The 19,373-nt window shown below is 53.7% G+C and carries 17 protein-coding genes and 1 pseudogene; 7 read left to right on the top strand and 11 right to left on the bottom strand.

Translation table 11 applies throughout. From position 1 onward, the window contains the following. The 6 genes from PHF39_RS12820 to PHF39_RS12795 form a co-directional block, all read right to left on the bottom strand. On the bottom strand, window positions 1-577 hold a 577-nt coding region (locus tag PHF39_RS12820; protein WP_300224718.1), incomplete at its 3' end, for a DapH/DapD/GlmU-related protein. After that, a complete protein-coding gene (locus PHF39_RS12815) occupies window positions 574-1,971 on the bottom strand; it encodes a hypothetical protein (RefSeq protein WP_300224716.1) in 1,398 nt (465 codons plus the stop codon). The genes PHF39_RS12820 and PHF39_RS12815, both read right to left, overlap by 4 nt. Window positions 1,972-1,979: 8 nt before the next feature. After that, the gene (locus PHF39_RS12810) at window positions 1,980-3,068 is read right to left on the bottom strand and encodes a DNA topoisomerase IV subunit A (RefSeq protein ID WP_300224714.1); all 1,089 of its coding nucleotides are present in this window, start codon (window positions 3,066-3,068) and stop codon (window positions 1,980-1,982) included. Beyond that, a complete protein-coding gene (locus PHF39_RS12805; RefSeq protein WP_300224712.1) occupies window positions 3,061-4,890 on the bottom strand; it encodes a DNA topoisomerase VI subunit B in 1,830 nt (609 codons plus the stop codon). Before PHF39_RS12805 ends, PHF39_RS12810 begins: the two co-directional genes overlap by 8 nt. Beyond that, the gene (hisS, locus tag PHF39_RS12800) at window positions 4,847-6,082 is read right to left on the bottom strand and encodes a histidine--tRNA ligase (protein ID WP_300224710.1); all 1,236 of its coding nucleotides are present in this window, start codon (window positions 6,080-6,082) and stop codon (window positions 4,847-4,849) included. The genes PHF39_RS12805 and hisS overlap by 44 nt, the downstream gene beginning before the upstream one ends. A 36-nt stretch (window positions 6,083-6,118) precedes the next feature. Continuing rightward, a complete protein-coding gene (locus PHF39_RS12795) occupies window positions 6,119-6,439 on the bottom strand; it encodes an ABC transporter permease (RefSeq protein WP_300224708.1) in 321 nt (106 codons plus the stop codon). A gap of 50 nt (window positions 6,440-6,489) precedes the next feature. Here PHF39_RS12795 and larB point away from each other — a divergent pair, with 50 nt between their 5' ends. Genes larB through PHF39_RS12780 form a run of 3 tightly spaced genes read left to right on the top strand, consistent with a single transcriptional unit; the run spans window position 6,490 to window position 9,106 of the window. Further along, on the top strand, window positions 6,490-7,272 hold the full coding sequence (gene larB / locus PHF39_RS12790) for a nickel pincer cofactor biosynthesis protein LarB (RefSeq protein WP_300224706.1): 783 nt from the start codon (window positions 6,490-6,492) through the stop codon (window positions 7,270-7,272). Beyond that, window positions 7,269-7,775, top strand: a complete 507-nt coding sequence (locus PHF39_RS12785; protein WP_300224704.1) for a nicotinamide-nucleotide adenylyltransferase — start codon at window positions 7,269-7,271, stop codon at window positions 7,773-7,775. Before larB ends, PHF39_RS12785 begins: the two co-directional genes overlap by 4 nt. A 32-nt stretch (window positions 7,776-7,807) precedes the next feature. Beyond that, window positions 7,808-9,106, top strand: coding sequence for a hypothetical protein (locus PHF39_RS12780; RefSeq protein ID WP_300224702.1), 1,299 nt, complete (start codon window positions 7,808-7,810; stop codon window positions 9,104-9,106). Between the two features lie 53 nt (window positions 9,107-9,159). Here the strand turns inward: PHF39_RS12780 and PHF39_RS12775 are convergent, their stop codons facing one another. Both PHF39_RS12775 and PHF39_RS12770 read right to left on the bottom strand, forming a co-directional pair. Then, window positions 9,160-9,354: an antitoxin VapB family protein gene (locus PHF39_RS12775; RefSeq protein WP_300224700.1), complete on the bottom strand. Its 195-nt coding sequence runs from the start codon at window positions 9,352-9,354 to the stop codon at window positions 9,160-9,162. A gap of 148 nt (window positions 9,355-9,502) precedes the next feature. Beyond that, window positions 9,503-10,264: a metallophosphoesterase gene (locus PHF39_RS12770; RefSeq protein ID WP_300224698.1), complete on the bottom strand. Its 762-nt coding sequence runs from the start codon at window positions 10,262-10,264 to the stop codon at window positions 9,503-9,505. Between the two features lie 240 nt (window positions 10,265-10,504). Here PHF39_RS12770 and PHF39_RS12765 point away from each other — a divergent pair, with 240 nt between their 5' ends. Next, on the top strand, window positions 10,505-10,978 hold the full coding sequence (locus PHF39_RS12765) for a hypothetical protein (protein ID WP_300224696.1): 474 nt from the start codon (window positions 10,505-10,507) through the stop codon (window positions 10,976-10,978). Between the two features lie 970 nt (window positions 10,979-11,948). Here the strand turns inward: PHF39_RS12765 and PHF39_RS12760 are convergent. The 3 genes from PHF39_RS12760 to PHF39_RS12750 all read right to left on the bottom strand — a co-directional run bounded on the left by PHF39_RS12760 (window position 11,949) and on the right by PHF39_RS12750 (window position 13,582). Beyond that, window positions 11,949-12,272 carry a DUF86 domain-containing protein gene (locus tag PHF39_RS12760; RefSeq protein WP_300224694.1) on the bottom strand — a complete coding sequence of 108 codons (324 nt, stop codon included), beginning with the start codon at window positions 12,270-12,272 and terminating at the stop codon, window positions 11,949-11,951. Next, complete coding sequence (locus PHF39_RS12755) at window positions 12,269-12,571, bottom strand: nucleotidyltransferase family protein (RefSeq protein WP_300224692.1); 303 nt, start codon at window positions 12,569-12,571, stop codon at window positions 12,269-12,271. Before PHF39_RS12755 ends, PHF39_RS12760 begins: the two co-directional genes overlap by 4 nt. Before the next feature lie 693 nt (window positions 12,572-13,264). Beyond that, window positions 13,265-13,582: a type II toxin-antitoxin system VapC family toxin gene (locus tag PHF39_RS12750; RefSeq protein WP_300224690.1), complete on the bottom strand. Its 318-nt coding sequence runs from the start codon at window positions 13,580-13,582 to the stop codon at window positions 13,265-13,267. 740 nt (window positions 13,583-14,322) lie between these two features. Here PHF39_RS12750 and PHF39_RS12745 point away from each other — a divergent pair. The 3 genes and pseudogenes from PHF39_RS12745 to PHF39_RS12740 all read left to right on the top strand — a co-directional run. Continuing rightward, entirely contained in the window at window positions 14,323-15,435 is a 1,113-nt protein-coding gene (locus PHF39_RS12745; protein ID WP_300224688.1) for a DUF3344 domain-containing protein, read from the top strand. A 400-nt stretch (window positions 15,436-15,835) separates the two neighbouring features. Beyond that, window positions 15,836-16,270: pseudogene (locus PHF39_RS13995) on the top strand (pectinesterase family protein); the annotation flags it as partial. A 339-nt stretch (window positions 16,271-16,609) separates the two neighbouring features. After that, window positions 16,610-19,373: PKD domain-containing protein (locus tag PHF39_RS12740; protein ID WP_300224687.1), on the top strand; the 2,764-nt coding region annotated here is incomplete at its 3' end.

The following is a 19,373-nucleotide window of genomic DNA, read 5'->3' as shown; positions in this document are numbered from 1 at the left end:
TAACAGCATCGCCTATAGTCACTTTACCGCCAATCATAACCGAAGACGCGATCGTGCAATGCTTCCCGATCCTGACTCCATGTGCAACATGGTCATAATCTCCTATCCAGCTATGCTCTGAAATCTCTGTGGATTTCCCAGACAGGGATTTGTCAATACAAACATGCGACCCAATAACCACGTTATTGCAGATATTCACACCACCGACATGAACAACCGGAATGAGCCGATCTCCGATCCGCCGAATCTCAAAGCCTTCAGATCCCACGATAGTGCCGGATTCGATAATCACATTATCACCAATACGGGTGCTTGGTCCCAAAACTACATTTGCACAGATGTGGCAGTCATTTCCCAGGATTAGGTTATTGGATGCCACAACGGCATGCGGATCGATGACGTTTCTCTTTCCACATGATCTCCCGATTCGTTTTTTAAAAAGTCCGGTCTTTGAGGCAACGGAGTTATACAGCAGGAAACAGGTAATGAGTCCCTCCTGCAGAATCCGGCTTTTTACCACCCATGAATTGCGGAGAGCCGGGTTTTTTATGATCCGAAACAGTTTCTCAATTATCAAACTATATGCACCATTATCCGTGACTTGGTAAGGCAGATGTCGATGTATCCCTGACCGGAGATAAATTCTGCATCCACTGACCGGATTTGTTCCGGGGGAATATAAAGTCTCAACCTGAAATTCGGCCCCGCGTCCGGTATTGCAGAACCTTTTACTTCGGCAACCAAGACATCTCCATCGTATGTACACACAACTTCCATTTGGCGTCGTGTACGGAACCATGTAACAACTTTCTCAGCGGTAGTCAGCCAGGCATCATCCGCTCTTGCACGTTCAACCAGCATTCGGTAGAATTCTGACCAGTCCCGTGGCGGAGCAATACTTTCATAATGCCACAAGAGCGTTACTTCCCCACCATATTTCTTTGCGAATTCGAAGATTCGTGCGCAATAATCAGCCGCACCATCCATGTTTAGATGGAGACAGGGTTTTTTTTTCCAGCCTGAATCATCAGGAGCCCAGCAGGATTTGGTAAAAAGGCCGATATCCTGAATATGGAGCGGCAGTTCCAGTAATAGGGATGTTGTGCGCGGCCGGAATACCTGAAGTGTCCCTCCGCGGAAGCCGACATCGTCATTGTAACCGAATGTTGAATCATAGGTATAGCCGGCGTTGTCCAACAGCTTCCAGCTGTAAGGCTCGAAAAGAAGCCAGTGGGTCCGGTTCCCAACACCGGCTATCCCAAGGACTTCCATCTCCATTTTACCACTATCCATATCGATCCAGTTGTCGAGACCATGAACCCCAGTCTCCCAGCCTGACCTGACCAGGCATTTGAGAACCTCTGCATCAGGAGTATAGAAGACGGCACGGTACGGGGGTGCGCACCGGCCAGGCTCACTCTGTTTTGGCACAAAGAAGAATGTGGATCGAACGCCCAGATCCTGCTCAAATGCTTGCCAGCGTTCGAAAAGTTTCCAAGGATCAGTTCCCAATCCGAGACGTGCCGCAAAAAAGCGAAGACCAGAATAGATATGTCCCTGTTTCAGGCACTGGTAGGCCGCATATCCCACCGTACTCCACCGGCATTCTCGGACAGAGGTAACGTCTACATCATGCGTGAGTGCTACCATATAGGGATGACCCCAGGGTGCAGGAGGGATCTCAACAAGGAGTGTATATTTTTTCAATTCCTGCCGGATGAAATCCAGTTCAATATCGCAGACCGGTTCGTGAAGATGCTCCTCTCCACAATTCAGGAGGCATGCGATTATTCGGAATGGATCGTGATCAGTGATATCGATAAGCGGCCCATTATATCCGATCACATCCTCCTTTCGCGCGATGACCACATCATACGTTTTTCCCGGTTTGTACCATTCCCATGGAACCTTCAGAAGCTGGAACGTCTCCTCGACTGAATACTTATCCGGGTAACAGACTGCAATGGTCATGACAACAATCAGATGATCCCCATATCAGCGAGCCGTGCCGGCAAATACTTCTTCGTAACAAAGTCCAGCCCCCGCGCCGCAAACGCCTGCTGTTCTGACTTAAGGTTCATCTCCAGCTGCAGATTTATCTCCTTCTTCCAGTAATCCGTAGCAAACCGGGGATCGGTAAGTTCAGACCGTAAAGCCTCGATATCCTTCTCTGTCAGTTTGTCTGAGGGCAAATTGTAATCCCTGATATCACTCGGCCTCAATCCGAGGAACTGTGCCTTCGGCGTGGCAAGCAGCTCCGACATGTGCGCGCTCTTGATGGCACCATAGGCTACCGAGCCGTAAATACGGTACGACCACGGATCGCCATCCGTGAAAACAAGAATGGGCAGGTCCCACGTCATGCTCATCCGGTTGAGCATCCTCCGTGTCGACCGGGCCGGCTGCCCCTTGAGGTGGACGAGAATCGCGTTGTGCTCTTCATCGAATCCATTCTCGATGAGACGGTCGTACATACCACCAGTTTCTATTGCAATGACGAATTTTGCGTCATGGTCCACGAACTCGATGTTCTCGACACTGTTCGGGATGGTGTATCCCGCCTGCCCGACATCGTCCTGGCAGTGGATCGTCTTCATCCCGCGCCGTGTCTCCTCCCGGATCCGCATCGGGCCGTAGATCGACGCCCCGTTCTCCTCGGGGTGGAGATGGAATCCTTCCCGCGGGACATCGGAGAGGATCTCCAGGTCTTCAATCAGGTAGTTGCTTTCATCCTGCGCTGAGAACTTTGCGCGCTTCCAGCCTTCCGAGATATAATACATCTCTCTTAGTGTTGACGAGCGGTTCTCCCGGAGCTGCTCTTTGATGAAGCCGATGACATACGCCATCTTTAAGAGGTGGGTCGCACTCTTGGCCGAAGCGGCATTCCGAAGGCTCTCCTTGTCGCCGTACTTCCAGACCTCGCTCGCATCGTCGTACTCGATGTTGTATTTCGTCCTGCTTGGAAGGGATATGGACGGGATCTCGCCGGCCTTCATCTGGTCGTACCACGCGCTCGCGATACCGAGCAGCGAGGTAATCGCTTTCTTCTCAAGTTCCTCTCTAGACATCGAGGTCCACCACCATCTTCTTGTTGTCGTCTATACCCCGGATCTCGATAATCCCCCCGCCTTTCCCCGAATAGGTTACCTGCCAGGTTGACTTTGAAGGGATTGTCATCTTCCAGACCTTGGTGAACTGCCCGTCCATTTCACTCACGAAATCTGCTTTCGGCACTGCGTCCGCTGCATTATCCGCGGAGATGTCGTACGCGGAGATCTCGCCCTCGAACCCGCTGTAATTCGCAAGTTCGATGACGACCTTCCCATCGCGGGTCGACTTCTTGGCGATCAGTTTCCGCATCAGTTTTCCCTCAATTGGTGTGGTATCTACGAGAGGTTTCTCCACGATCTCGCTGACCTTTGCCGATATCTCGGGGATGATGGCGCAGACTGCCCGGGCCCGGTCCTCGGCCAGTTTGCTCCTGTCACGCCGGGACAGGAAGGTCTTGAGTTCCCGGCCCAGGTCCTGGAGGGCGAGCACGATCTCCTTCTCGATCTCCGGGATGCCTGCAATCGCGTCCTTGCTCTCGCTCGTGAAGGGGACGTTGGTCGAGGCGACGTGGACGAGGATCAGGACGGGGCCCGTAGGCAACCCCTGCTGCGAGAGGTTGTAGGACTTCCAGTTGACATTCGTAATGCATTCCGTGATGGCGCAGGCACCCTGCTGGTACATAAGCGGGACGCGGTTGGCGAACCGGAGGATTATCGCGTTCCCTTCTGCCGGGAGCTTTCCTCCGTACCCGATAGCGGCCTCGACCACGAACGGGTGACCGGAGAAGACGGAACTCGGACGGGTACGGGCGGAGACAAAGTCCATCTGGAACTCCTTGTCAAGCCCGCGCCGGATCAGCTCCTCACCTATGGGAGAAAGGCACTGGGTCGTTGGCGGTGCCGGGACAGAAACCTCCTGCATGGCGGCAAGCAGGGCTTTCTGCTGGTCGGCCGACAGCCCCTGCACTTTCAGCGTACCCTTGAGCCCCGCCCGGTCGCACATCTCCTGCGCGGTCTTCTTCCCCACGCGGCTGAAGCCCTCGACAAGGAAGTCAAGGAGTTTTTTGTCGCTTGCTATAACCATCCGCTTGAGCTGGCCAAGCTCGATTCCATGGGGATGAGGCTGGATCGCGACAGGACATTGGATTACCTCCTGGCTGACGCGCTCGAACGTGAACGCCTCTTCATCAAGCTCCACGCGGAAGCGGGCATGGGGATTGACAACAGAGGTATACTTCAGGTACTCGAGCAGCTTCTTCTTAGCTGCCATCGTACTCTTGAACTCAATCTGGACGCGGGTCCCGTGGATCCGGTCCCAGTCAATCGCCTCTTCCTTCAGGACATCGGGTTCGTTTGTCTCGATCTTAATCTGGATCTCGAACCGGTGGGCCTGCTCCTTTACCCCTGTCCGGGAGATGACGATGGTGGGGAGGCCGCTTGTCAGCTGGGCATAGAGGACTGCCGCCGAGATGCCGATACCCTGCTGCCCGCGGGTCTGCCGGATCTGGTGGAACCGGGAACCGTAGAGGAGTTTCCCGAACACGAACGGGACCTGCTTTGGTACAATGCCCGGGCCGTTGTCCTCGACAATGATCCGGAAGAGGTCGCTTCCGGTCTTCCTGATGCTGATAAAAATGTCCGGGAGCACCTGCGCTTCCTCGCAGGCGTCCAGGGCGTTGTCCACCGCTTCCTTGATGGTTGTGATTACGCCACGCGTGGGCGAGTCGAACCCGAGAAGGTGCTTGTTCTTCTCGAAGAACTCCGCTACGCTGATGCTCCGCTGCTGCTTTGCGAGGTCATCCGCGAGAACCAGACGCAACCACCCCGGCAACTGCGGCATCCAGCGTTACGGTCTTCTGCTCTCCCGTGTGTAAGTCCTTGAGCGTCACTTCGCCCGAGGCCGCCTCGCGCTGGCCGATGATCACGGCGAAGTCGGCTGTTTTTGCGGCATGCGAGAGCTGCTGGCCGAAGCCCCGGTCCATGAGGTCCATCTCGGTGCGGATACCCGCAGAGCGGAACGCACGCGCCACTTCGAGCGCACGGTTCCGTGTCTCGGGGGTGCAGACAATCGCTGCAACCGTGTCCTTTGTGCGTGCTGTTTCGCCCAGGGATACCATCACCCGGTCAAAGCCTATGGCAAAGCCGCATGAGGCAACATCGTCCCCGCCAAAGAGATGGGCGAGCCGGTACACACCCCCTCCCAGGATCTGGTTCTCGGCCCCGAGGTTGTCGGCAAAGCCTTCAAAGACAATGCCGGTGTAGTAATCAAGTCCCCGGGCAATACCGAGGTTAAGGGAATACATGATGCCTGCCGCATCGAGATACCCGATCGTCTGCTCGATCCGCTCGCGCTCCGGGATTGCTCCCACGATTTCAAAGGCCTCGGAGAGATTTTGCGTAGCAACCAGCGTTTTGAGCGATTCTGCAAGATCAGGTTTTTTCATTTCATCAAGGGTCTGCTCCAGCCCCTCGAAGTCCTTCTTGTCGAGCTGCTGCCGGATCTTCCGCTGGGTCTCAGGCTCCACGTCTTTCAAGAGAGTCTTCACAAAAGAGAGGTGACCGACCTTGAGCTCGTAGCGCACGCCGGTTGTATCCAGCATGTCCGACGCGAGCATGATGACTTCCGCGTCAGCAATCGCGGAATCGGCGCCGATCAGTTCCACGCCGAACTGCCAGAACTGGCGGTACCGTCCCTTCTGCGGCCGTTCGTACCGGAAACAGTCAGCATAGTAGCACCAGCGCAGGGGCTTGGGGGCGACTTTTGCCTCGTTGATGTACATGCGGATGACCGCGGCCGTGATCTCGGGGCGCAGGGCCAGCTTCCTCCCACCCTTGTCCTCGAAAACGTACATCTCGTTGATGATTCCTTCGCCCGAGCGCATCGTGAAGAGCTCAAGGTCCTCGAACTCCGGGGTGCAGACCTCCCGGTACCCCCAGCGCCGCGCAACTTCCCGCAGGCGCCACTCAACCGCCCTCCGCGCCTCCATCTCATCCGGTAAAAAGTCCCTGGTTCCTCGTGGTTTCTGGAGCATGATGAAAAATCCTTATCCTGATCTGTGTTTATTCCATTATTTCTTGTTCGTCCTGTTTATGGGTACGCTGCCCAGGAAACGGGTCAATGTGTCCTCGTTCTTCCAGACCTTCTCCTTCTCCCGGTTTGTCTGGAGGTAGATCGCAGCGAGGATGAGACCGAGGCCGAGGATCTCGAAGTCCGTCACGTACCGTGCAATCTGGAGACCTAGCAGGGCAAGCGCGCCGTAAAGGACTCCCCAGTACGCGGCCTTCCGGTATCCGGGGAGGCCGGTGCGCCAGAATATCCGTGCATCGCGCAGCCAGAGGAACACCACAGCTGCAGTACCAAAGATGGCTATGTAAACCAGGTACGACATCGCAATGAACGTATTATTATACGCCGATCCATATCTGTATTATTACAATCATGCCAGGAAACCCGCAGTTACAGGACCTGCTCGACCAGTACAAGGAGGGCAGGATCACGCTCGCCGCTGCTGCCGAAGCCATTGAGGGACTCCGCCTCGACCGCATCGGCGACTTTGCCTGCATCGATACCGGGCGCGGCGTGCGCTGCGGCATGCCGGAGGTTGTCCTGGCCGAAGGAAAAGACCCCGGACACCTGGCGGAGATCGTCCTCCGCTTGGCCGGATCGGGAGGGCGATGTATTGTTACAAGGGTGAACGCGGAGCAGGCTGCCCGTATCCAGGACCTGGCATCCCGTGAAGGAATTGCCACTGTGTACCGTGAAAAAGCGCAGGTTCTCCTTGCCGGCAACAGCCCTGCACCCGAGCGCACCGGGGGCATTGTGGCTATCATCACTGCCGGCACCTCGGATATTCGGGTTGCCGAGGAGGCGCGGGCCATCGCCGAAGAGATGGGCTGCGAGGTGCTGACAGCATACGATGTCGGCGCAGCAGGCATCCACCGCCTCTTTCCCGCGCTCAAGCCGCTGCTGGGTGCCCATGCATTCGTGGTCTGCGCGGGGCGCGAAGGAACGCTCCCGGCTGTTGTCGCGGGCCTTGTCGACAAGCCCGTGATCGGTATCCCCGTCAGCGTAGGTTACGGGTACATGGGCGAAGGCCGGGCCGCGCTCGCAAGCATGCTCCAGTCCTGCTCTGTCATCGCAGTTGTCAATATCGATGCCGGGTTCACGGGCGGGGCGTTTGCAGCGCGGATTGCTAACATAGGAGCAGGAGGAAAGCGATGAAACGCGGGTTCTATATCGGAAGATTCCAGCCATACCACAACGGGCACCAGTCGGTGCTCGGACACATTGCCGGGAAAGTCGACGAGATCATCATCGGGATCGGGAGCGCGCAGCTCTCGCATCACGTGGACAACCCGTTCACCGCGGGCGAGCGGGTACTGATGATCACGCGTGCCCTCACGTCGCTCGGCTGCCCGTACTACGTTATCCCGATCGAGGACGTCCAGCGCAATGCTCTCTGGGTCGCCCATGTCCGCTCAATGGCCCCCCCGTTCGATATCTGCTATTCCTCGAACCCGCTCGTTGTCCGGCTTTTCCGCGAGGCAGGATTCAGGGTCCAGTCCCCGGCCATGTATGAGCGCGATACACTCAGTGGAACGGAGATCCGCAGGAGAATCCTTGCGGGCGAGCCATGGAAGAAACTTGTCCCGCCGGCAGTTGTCCAGGTCTTAAAAGAGATCGATGGCGAGAAGCGGCTGCGCCAGATCGCCATGGATGACTGAATCCGGACACTTACATAAACGAGTGTTGAACAATGGCCCTGCATACTTTCATCCAAAAAATCTTCGGCACCGGAAAATCCGCTCCGCAGGTAAACCTCACATTCACTGAGGTGCCTGCGTGGATCACCGGACAGGAAAGCACCGCAAAGGAAACCCTTGTCACTGCTACCCGCGAGCCGATGCGTGAGATCCGGAATGGAATCGCAACGCTTCAGCTTATCGTAACCAACATTGCCGGTGCAGAGCATGATGAATCCCTCCATCCCAAGCTCAGGACGATTGCGAAGAATTCCCTTCCGCAGTTTGTTAAGGCCATGAAAGTCAACCTGAACAAGGAACTTTTGGAGGATCCCGGGGAGTTCTACCCGGTTGCTGCTGAGTGCATCAAAAACTGCCTGCATACGGTCCAGGGACAGGGACGATACCTGCAGGCAATATTCCCGGACGAGATGAAAGCCGTGAGAAGCGGCATCGACACGCTCGGCCGCGGCATCAACAGCATGAATCCCGTCCTTGCTGCATACCGTAAGGAGATGACAGGCCTCGCAGTCTCAAGAGAGAAATACGAGACCATTACTGGCCTGATGGCGGACCTGGAAGCATCCGATGAAAAGGTGAACCGGTCCCATGCCCGGATCGCCGAGATCCGGGAGCGGGTTGCCACAATCGACCAGGAACTGCTCTCGCTCTTGCGGGATCCCCGAATGAAGGACATTGACGAACAGCGGAAAGCACATGCCGGCCTTTGCAGGAAACGCGACGATGCTGCACGCACCTATTCTGCCCTTTCGATGACCGCATCCCATGTCTTCAGGAAGGCCGAGAAGATTGCGACAAAACAGCGTCACCCGTCAGAGGTCGGTCTCCTGAACGCGGCAATGGAGGTCCTCTCGGACCACGAGATCGCGGATACCGTGCGGCTGGATGCAGCCCTCGCGGCAGCCTGTCCTCTTGCCGAACGGATGATCGCTGACGGCGACGTTGTTATCAAGAACAAGGAGGAACGGGCGATCTTTTCCGACACGGCCAGGTTCCGGGAGGAGATAGCGCTTGCGGGAAGATCCCTGTGTGAACTGGAAGAACAGTGCCAGCAGGCAGAGTCCGCCATCGCCTCCCACCCGTTGCTTGTAAAGATGCAGTCCCTTGAACGCGAGAAGACCCAGCGTGCCACAATGAGGGTAAAGGAAGAACAGGGGCTTTCCGAGCTCGGGCAGTGGCGGGAGAAGACACAAAAACAGATCCCGGAACTGCTGCTGCAACTCAGGGAAAAAATTGCGGGGATGAGTGGGGATAACGTGCAACTTCAGGACCCGGAACTGCCGGCCCCGTGAGGGTGATCGGGAACGGCGGTTCCTTTTGTCCCGGTATCATACTTTACCCGTTTTTATCGTGACGGTATCTCAATAAAATCCTCCAGTTCCTTCTGGCCGCGAGGGAACTCGTCTGCCCAGCCACAGGCATCATGGAGGAGACCTGCTATAACATCCGAGAATGTCATGTTCCCACGTTTGAGCGTGAGAAGCGCCTCATACACCTCAGGATCGATGCGTATCGAACGTCCTTCGCCTGCACGAGGCATAGTAACCACACTGCGGTAACATTATTTAAACGTTTCGCACATTTTGGAGAAATACGCGTCTGACTTTATATGCAACAGGAAAAAGCAGGCAATTTTGGGAAGATCCAGTCCGCACCCGTGACATCCCGGATAAGGATGGACAGCGCGATCAGATCGTTTCCAGCAGCCGGATAAAGGAGAATGTGGAATAATCGGAGTATGCAAACTCCGGCTCATCGCCATGACACCCGCCAACACGGAAGAGCGTAGGGCAGTCAAGCGGGACCCGTGCAACTTCCAGGGATATCTGCCGGTGCCCGTTCTCAAGCTTGAACGGAACAAAGTCCAGCTCCTGTTCGATGATCCCTTCTGGGGTTTTCCGGCAGCAGATGTGCTCGTGCTGGTGGCCGCAGGCCATATGGGAAAGCCCGCGTTGTTCAAGGGCATCGAACGCCATCTGTGCTGTATAATGGTATCCGGTGAAGAAGTCCCCGCTCTGGTGGGAGAGCCGCTGCCAGCACTTGAGCCGGAGCGTCTGGTCTCCCAGTTCGAGCGGCCCCCCGTGCACAAACAGCATCGTATGATCGGTATATTCCATGGGCATTGCATCGAAGATGGAGAGGAGCGGGGAGTCCCGGAGCTGCTCGTGCCGGTAGGTGCTTGCGGCATCGCTGCCGCTGACCATGATCCCGTTGAGGTAGGCATGGTCGTGGTTGCCGAGCACGGAGACGAGGCGGCACTCCCGCGAGAGGGTGTGGATCTTTTCCAGTGTCTCCTGAGGCCGGCTCCCCCGGTGCAGGAGATCCCCGAGATTGACGAGGAGATCGATTGGCCCGAAGGTCTTCCGGAATGCCGGTGTGCGGATGCAGGAGGAGAGCGCCCCAATCGCAGAAACATCTGCGTGCACGTCGGAAAAGATAACTGAACCCATACGGTCAGGACAAGTATTGGAGTGTCTTTGCTGATAAAAACCATTGATACCCGGGGTTCAATATATGCCGTTTGGATTTCATGGATATGTTCATGTAACACGGGTTCACACTATTATCCGGAAACTGCCTGCCGCACCGGCCTTTAATCCCGTGCGGTTGCACTCACCCGGGATCGCAGCCCGGGTAAGGACAGGGTTATCCGGCCTTTAGACAAAATACCATAGTGGAGGAACGAGCTGATGGAGAAATATCTTGACGATTATGTTGCCCGCATGCGGACGCACTACCCCCGGTTCCCGTCAGGGACCGCCCACGAGATCGCATCGGCATTCCTTGCCTTCAAGTTCGGCCTGTACGAGAACGCGGTCAGGGAATGTGCGCATGCCATCTCCCTGATTCCGGACAGCCCGGCGAATGCGGCCCTGAAAAAAGCCCTCGCGATCGTCCAGGCAAATGCCGGGGACCGGAACAATTCCCGGGTCACACCGGACCTGTCCATCGCCTTCTCGGCAGAAGAACGCATGTTTGCGCCAATCAGCCTTCCCTCGGACAAGATCGAGGACCCGGGAACCTTCGAACTGGACAACGCCCTTATCCTGGTCTACGTGGTGGCCCTCATCACCTCACCCGATGACGAGGAGATGCTGGAGGAGCACAGTAAAATGATCGTGCGCATGCTCACCGATTACAAAAAAGCCATGGGCATGGAATAAATTCTTATTTAACCTGACCTGGTCTTTTTTTAGTGATCGTTAGACAGCACATGATTATCACCAAGGAGTATGCCGGATATTCCCGGTTCACCGGACAGGATGAGGGGGCCCATTTCCCCGCATCCCGCCGGTTGGTTCTGCGGAAGCACCCGCATATTCCCGAAGTGTTCTTCCCCGCGTTGCGGACAAGGAGACGGAAATGAGAAAACAAGTAACAGACTTCAAACTACAGACTGCGCGTGGTATTGAACTCTCTGTGTTGTCCACCACCCCCTTTCAAATATGAACATATTCTCTTTTGGTAATAAAAAGTATTGGTATTTCCGTTTTTCGTATGCTGTCGTGCGCAGTTGTACCCATGAGTATAGACAGGTTTTGGAACACCGGCCACAGATCGAAAGGATACTAGATGATAAGACACCGGTCCGGAAGATTATCGTTGAATAACGACAGGGAATTTTCCTCTCCCGGTGCAACGTTCTTTGCCCCGATGAACGGCTCGGGCGGGTCCGAATCTCTTCAAAACATATGATTTTTTTGCCGGTCTTCATAACATCCCCATCTCTCGTGTACCCGGATTCACTGAGGAGATCATCCAGTGTTCCCAGTTTTGCCGTCTCTTCCAGTTGGATCCTGATGACTTCCTGTAAATTTTTCCGCGCTTCCTCCGGTGTATTACCACAACTGGCGATATCAAGTTCCGGGCAGTACGAGGTGTACATACCTCCCTCTTTCCAGATTTCAGCAGTGGTGATAAGATCCTGCATTTGTTCTCACTCTCACCACCAGTATGTCCGTACTTGTTAATGAGGTATGTAGTGGCGGGTTTCCAGCAACAGAGCGGTTTTCTCATTTAATTTTACCGGGATCTTGTGATCGGATCATTTGTCATGCTCCGATCGGATTCCTCAACGGATTGTGTGATTTCCCTGTCACTCTCTCATGATTCTGTCCGGCACGCATGGCAGTATTATACCGGGCGTGAAAACTGCTTTTTTAACACAGGCAAATCATGTTCCACGACTTTCCAGACCGCATCCCGGTCAATACCAAAATAGTGATGGACCAGGATATTCCGCATGCCAATAATTTCCGACCACGGGATATCCGGGTGTGCCATACGGAATTCCGGTGAAATCCCCTTTACTGCTTCTCCTATGATCTGGAGGTGATGGATCACCCAGACCTGGGTCATTTCATCGTGATAAAAAAAATCCTTTCCTTTGACCGCTCCTTTATCGATTCTATCAATCGCCTCAAGGATATCCAGTACACGCCCGGGATCGTCTCTCATAATGCGCGGGCTTCACTTAATATGCGGGCACGTATCCGCTCCCGGAGTCCCGCTTCGGTCACGACATCTACCGGGTGATCAAGCAGCTGCGACAGATCCATTGCCAGTCCGCCAACATCCAGAAGGCTCCGGTCTGGGTCCAGATCGATAAGGAGATCGATATCGCTGTCCGGGCCGGCTTCCTTTCGTGCCACGGATCCAAAGATACGGACGTTTTTCGCTCCCCTCCGCTCTGCAAGGGATAGGATCTCGTGCCGCTTCCGAATGATGATATCATAGATATCGGTATCGGTTCGCATGTTCCTGTACCTAGATTGGTGTCCTGTTCAAAAAACCTATTTATAGGGTCTGTGCTCTTTTGCGCTCACTCGGGGGTGCGTTCGATAGGGTCTTTTAAAATACCCTGGCCGATATCAACAGGCGGTTCGTGAAATATTTGGTGTGGGGCACGCGCCTACAGCCGCTCATCTTTTTCCGTAACTGTTCATGGATCAATGCGATGCCGCTCCTTAGCCCGGGTTCGCGTGCCCGGTCATGGTCCTGCGGACATGGAGTAAATCCAATGGAAACGAAACAAACAGAAAGCAGACTTGGCAGGTTCTCGTACCTGCTGAAGGGCAGGGCAAAGCCGCGCAGGAATCACTCAGCTATTGCCATCCTCAGCAAGCCGGGAATATTCATAGTACGGATCGCGGCGCAGGGCGTCGTCCTTTATGGCCCCCGGGGGGGTGGGCAAGACCGCCCCAATCCTGCGAGGATCGACAGGATCTCGACCATCCTATAGGTAAGGCCAAGCCAAGATGTGTACATACCTGTGCAATTCAATCCTTCTTTTCCAGAGCATCATCACTTTTTACAGCATGCCATGTACACTACCGAAATGGCATAACCGGTTATTGGATGCCAGCCATACTGAGTAATGAGGTATGCAACAGTCGCATGGATTATGATCCAAGCCGTTATGTACTTCCCTAAGGTGGAGAATGATACGGTTATCCGTGTGTAGCGGAAAACGGGTTATATATATCAAGTCCTGAGATATCCCGGAAATCTTTCTCATTGCGTGTGATGAGGATGAAATCGTGGCATACACAGGTTGCGGCAATTACCGCATCGGGAAGTTTTACCCGTGATTTCCTGCGAAGGTCAATCGCGATATCTGCAATTTCATCCGTCAGGGGAATGATGGTTGCATTCTCTATGAACTGGAGTTCCTGTGAGAAATTATCCCGGGAAAATTTTTCGAATCCGAAATATTCAATTTTTGTAATAATGGAAAGATTGAATGATGTTTTTTTGGATGCGCTCAATAGATCCTATCTCCCCTTCCGGGAGGACATCGGCAAAATAGTAAATGTGGATATTGGTATCAAAGAGGTACCGTCTCACGTGCGTTCCCATTCCTGCCGCAGGCACGTTAGTTCGCGCTCGAAATCCAGCCCCAGATTGCGATAAATTCCCCGGAACCTTGACGGTTCGAAGGGGCCCTTTGATTTTACGCGCTTGATTTTACCTGATACTCTCTCCCTGGGGGAAATCGGGACAATGACACCGGTTTTTTTCCCGTGTTCATCATACACGTACTGGACCTGCATTGAGAAAACCTGCCTATTGTACTAGTTTTTTCCGGAACCTTATGCTCTTTCTCCTGCCATCATGAATTCCCCGCGATAGTCCCCCCTCGGTACGTATCCCGCGCCACCCGCCCGCGACGCCACTCCTTTGCCCGGGTTCGCGTGCCCGTTCACGGTTCCGCATGCATAACCGTCCGGCCCCCGCCCCGCTTCCCCCGCCCGCTGGAAAAATCCCCTCCGGAAGATACCATAATTTGTATACAAATTCGTTTATTGCATAGGACTGTCCATATACTGCACCACTTATCCCTCTCTCCGGCTCAGTATTACAAAAATTATTTTCTTCATACCAAGTGTTACAAATATCAAAAACGTATTAATAGATCTTACGCTCATGGGATCGTGTTCGCAACCGGTTCAGCTGATGATTATGCACATTCCTTTGTGACCGGTCCTGCGGACACGAGGAAATCTCTATGGAAACGAAACGAACAGAAAGCAGGCACGGCAGGTTTGCCGCCCTGCTGAAGGGCAGCGCCCGGCCGCGCAGGTCGCTCGCGCTCATGATGGCGCTGGTGATCGTTGCGGTGATGTCGATGGCCGGCGTAGTGTCGGCGGATGACTACTGGAAAGGCACTGCACCGGAAACAAACCTCTCCGGTACTGTGACCGGAGGCATAGATGTGCAATATGTAGACACATGGGCAACAAAAGATGATGTTGTCTGTGATAAGGCTTGGGCCAACTTTACGCTTCCCGTAGCAGCCACCCGTAGCACACCTGCCAGTGTGGCAAAGGTGTATGCGATGGTCTATATGGGGAACATGACCGCGAATTACCGTGGAAATGTTACGGCTATATTGTACAGGAATGGGTTAGATTCAGCAGGAAATAAGACAACGATTGCAAATGCCCAGGCACTGCGGCTGGAATACTGGCGTGATGTAGGAACTAATTATTCCAATGCAATTTCTACCTCGGCTTACACGAAAAACGTCTCACGGGTCACGAGTGATTATCTCCTGATCTTCGATGTGAAATCACTTATAAAAACCACACCAACGTCAACAACAAGTATCAATATATCATTTGCATCGTGGAACGAGTCATTGAACCTGCAGCCCGGCGGGAAGTACGATGGCCGGATCAAGAAGGTCGATCTGGTCTACGGGTGGGATCAGACTGGCGGTTCAAATACCAAGTACTGGATCAATGAAGGTCACGATCCCATCACCAGAAACATGAGTACCTACACGGGTAACCAGACCTGGCTCAAGAATGTTGGAACACCTACAAATTACACAGCGAAATTATGGGTTGATTACCAGAGTAACTCAACATCAGGATCCATCGTTGGTTACGGCAAATATTGGTGGAATGATGCGGCAAGCCACAACCTGAGCCCTGGTTGTTCAGGCACCGGATGCTATCCCCCAGTGATTACAAAGGGTTATTATGCAGGACTGCTCAGTTGGAACTGGACAGAACTTAGCACAAATACACCGGGGAACCTAAATAATGATGTTCTCATGTATTCTAACACGAGTTCATGGTACAAGATCCCACTCGCGGTTTATGCCATCAAGTGAACATCAGCAGTAAAACCAGAAGAACACCGGAAGGGAATCGGGCGGGCGCCTACCGCCCATTACCTCCTGTTAAAAGAATGAGGGACATCTGGACACAGCATAACCTCATATCCGTGAACCCTTGGCAATCCAGATGTGGATACCCTCATGTTACCGGTACCTGGGACACCGGGGACTGGACGCAATGGTGGACCGGGAACCTGTTTCCCGATCCTCTAGTTGCCAGTCCTGTAGGGATATCGGTCAAGGATTCCGAAGAATTGTTCCGCTTTTGTAATACGTATTATAAAAAACGTATGAAATTCTTAGATGGATTTACTAATTTTATTATTAAATAATAGATCGATTTCAAAAAATTTTAATTGATCATAATAATAAGAGATACGTGTTATATGATGTTATGATTTTTTATATTCGTGTTACTCAATCCAGGGTTGCCCGGGGAACAGACTCCCAGAAAGAAAAAGAAACAGTCCGCTGTCGGGCGCTTCCCGCCCTGTTGATCGGAATTCTCCTCTTCATCCTGCTGCTGGCTACACCTGTTGCTGCTGCCACGATAACGGTGGCAGCTGACGGAAGCGGGGATTATACTGACATCCAGTCGGCCGTTAATGCTGCATCATCTGGAGACACGGTGTATATCAGGGCCGGGTATTATCCGCTTTCATCGGACGTTACGGTCAATACGGCGGATCTCACGATTCAGGGTGAAGGTGCAGACAAGGTTACGATAAACGGATATCTTCTCTGGATTTATGCTTCCGGCTGCACGATAGAAGATCTGAAATTTACTAATCTTGGCAGAATACAACTCGCATCCTCAGATTGTACCGTCAGGAACACGGTTATCCAGAATACTGAATTTGGTATTCTCTCTTTGGGATCCAATAATGTCATCTCGAATAATGTGATTCTCAATCCCTCTGCTGATATAGGTGGAATAGAAATCACAGGTACTTCAGCATTCAATATAATCCGGGACAATGTCGTAATCGGTGCAACGGGTGCATATGACAGTATATACATCGCGGGGTCATCACATCTGGTTGAAAACAATACAATAATGGAGGGTAACGCAGAGGGAATATCTCTTGAAGAACCATCTGCCAACCACACGATTATAAAAAACACAATTATGAACAATGCCTTGGGGTTTTCTATTTTATATTACAAGTTGGGTGGCGATTGCGAGAACAACCGGTTTTACCAGAATATAATCAGCGGCAATGGTGCAACTGCGACAACCTGGGGTACCCCACCCCCTACAGTCATTTCGTGGGAGTCTCCCGATACCATCGCTTATACGTACAGCAGTGCCCCACAGTTGAATATCCTTGGCAATTACTGGGGCAGCGATTACACGGGAAGTGACGGGGATAAGAATGGCATCGGCGACGATGCACTCGCCCTCCCGGACGGCCTCGGCAGCGATACTGCTCCGCTGATGGGAATCTGGCAGGATGGCACGATCCATGGCGGGCCGGATACCATTGTGCCAAACGCAGGCTTCTCTGCTGATAAGCAATATGGCGAGGCACCCCCTCATACGGTCCAGTTTGTGTCATACTCATCAGGACCCGGGACAATCACGGACTATGCATGGGACTTTGGTGACGAGACAACCAGCACGGAGAAGAATCCCTCCCATACCTATACATTGGCCGGTACTTTCACGGTCACGCTCACGGTCACCGGTCCCGCAGGCAGCGATACCAAAACAAAAACCAGCTATATTGCCGTGAATGCAGCATCGGAAATCCCTGTCGCATCGTTCACCGTAGATCCCGTATCGGGCGATGCCCCGCTGACCGTCCAGTTCAACGATACTTCTACAAACACACCAACATCTTGGGCTTGGGACTTCAACAATGACGGTACGACCGACAGCACGGTCCAGAACTCATCGTATACGTACACAACTCCCGGCACGTACTCGGTTAAACTTACCGTCACCAATACCGGGGGCTCAGATATTGAAACCAAGACGGACTACATTATCGTGACAACGCCGTCAGCCCCGGTTGCCGGGTTTACGGCAACACCTACATCAGGTCCCGCGCCCCTGGTCGTCCAGTTCACCGATTCGTCGACCGGGGTGATTGCATCGTATGCATGGGATTTCAACAACGATGGCATCGTAGACAGCACCTCAAAGAATCCCACGTATACCTACACAAAAGCAGGTAATTTTACCGTTAACCTTACCGTATCCAACACCGGCGGATCCAGTTCATCAGTGATGACAGACCCCATTTCCGTAACAGGCAGCCCGGACCTTGTCGTCTCCTCTATCAGTCCGTTCTTCCTTGGGTACAATACGCAGAATTCTGTCAGCGCATCCATAAAAAATCAAGGCACACAAGACGTTGGGGCGTTCAAAGTCAGGTTCAATGTTACCGGAAACACAACAGACGTTGACGTGGCATCCCTTGCCGCGGGTGACAGTATCGGGGTCAATGCCGCAGATCCGGTGGACCGACACGTGAATGACTCAGTATCCATTACGGTTACTGTAGATTCAGGTGATATGATTACCGAGAGCGATGAAACCAACAACGAGGTAACCTCCACCGAAACTGTGATCGCCAACGGCTATGCCGGCCACCGCTGGTCCACCGGCCCCGACATAACAACCAAGAGAACCTACCTGCTTCATGGGGACACCATCGTCTCTCTTGGCAACAGCCAGTACGGAGCGAACGGGGCCAGCTGGACCGCCGGCGACCTCCCCATCCCCGAAGGTGCGAAGATCAGAGATGCCCATGTGTATCAGACATATACCTGGGATACCCAGCACGTAATGGGGACGATGACGGAGATCGGTTTCAATGGAGTCCTCGTACCTGTTGAGCACGAATACTGGGAATGGAAAGGCTGGGGGAATTACGCTGATATGGCATACGGGGTCCATGTCGCCAATGTAACCGACCAGTTCAATCCAAATGGCAACTCAGAATATGGAACCGTTGAGGTGCACCCCCGGGGTTCGGCCCTCGTAGTCACCTACGAAGATCTCAATGCTACCGAGAAACAGATCTTCGTCAACGAAGGGTTCGACATGCTCTTTGCTAATGCCGCGTTCTATACCACCCCCGAGACCGCCACCGCGTACGCCCCGTTCACCGATGCTGACATCAATATGACCAGAATAAAGTCAGCGAAACTTATCACTTCAATCACTGCCGGGAATGCCAAAGGCATGATGTTGTTTAACGGGACGTCAATTCCAAATTACTGGACATCGGGTGCTGGGGAGGTCAGGTTGAACACAACCGACATCACCCCGTATCTTTCAGCCACTGACAACACCGTCCTGATGCGCAGCGAGAACGAAGGCTGGGGGATGGAACCCTACCTCGCCATCCTCAAGGTCGAGTACCAGGCAGAAACGGCAGTTCCCGTTGCACAATTCACGGCAACTCCCGTAAGCGGCACCATGCCGCTCACGGTCGCGTTCACCGACTCGAGCACCGGCGTGCCCGCCGGCTGGCAGTGGGACTTCGACAATGACGGCACGACCGACAGCACCGAGCAAAATCCCACCCATATTTATTCAACAAGTGGCACGTTCACGGTCAACCTCACGGTATCCAATGACCTTGGCAGCAACTCCGAGATAAAAACCGGGTATATCACGGTCAACGATGCAACCAGTGCCCCGGTTGCAGCGTTCAGCGCCGCAACAACCACCGGACAACCCCCGTTCACCGTCCAGTTCACGGACACTTCGACCAACTCCCCGACCAGCTGGTCATGGGACTTCGGCGACGGCGACACCACCAACGCCACAAAGCAGAACCCGGTCCACACCTATGCGAACGCCGGGACCTACACGGTCACCCTCTCAGCATCCAACGCGTACGGCTCCGGGAACATGACGAAGACCGCATACATCGCGGTCTCGACACCGGCAGCGACCTCCGGCCCGGCCGTTGCAT

The organism is Methanoregula sp., assembly GCF_028712425.1.
Lineage (GTDB): Archaea > Halobacteriota > Methanomicrobia > Methanomicrobiales > Methanospirillaceae > Methanoregula.
The sequence above is the reverse complement of the archived record's forward strand: the minus strand, read 5'-3'. Positions and strand labels throughout refer to the sequence as shown.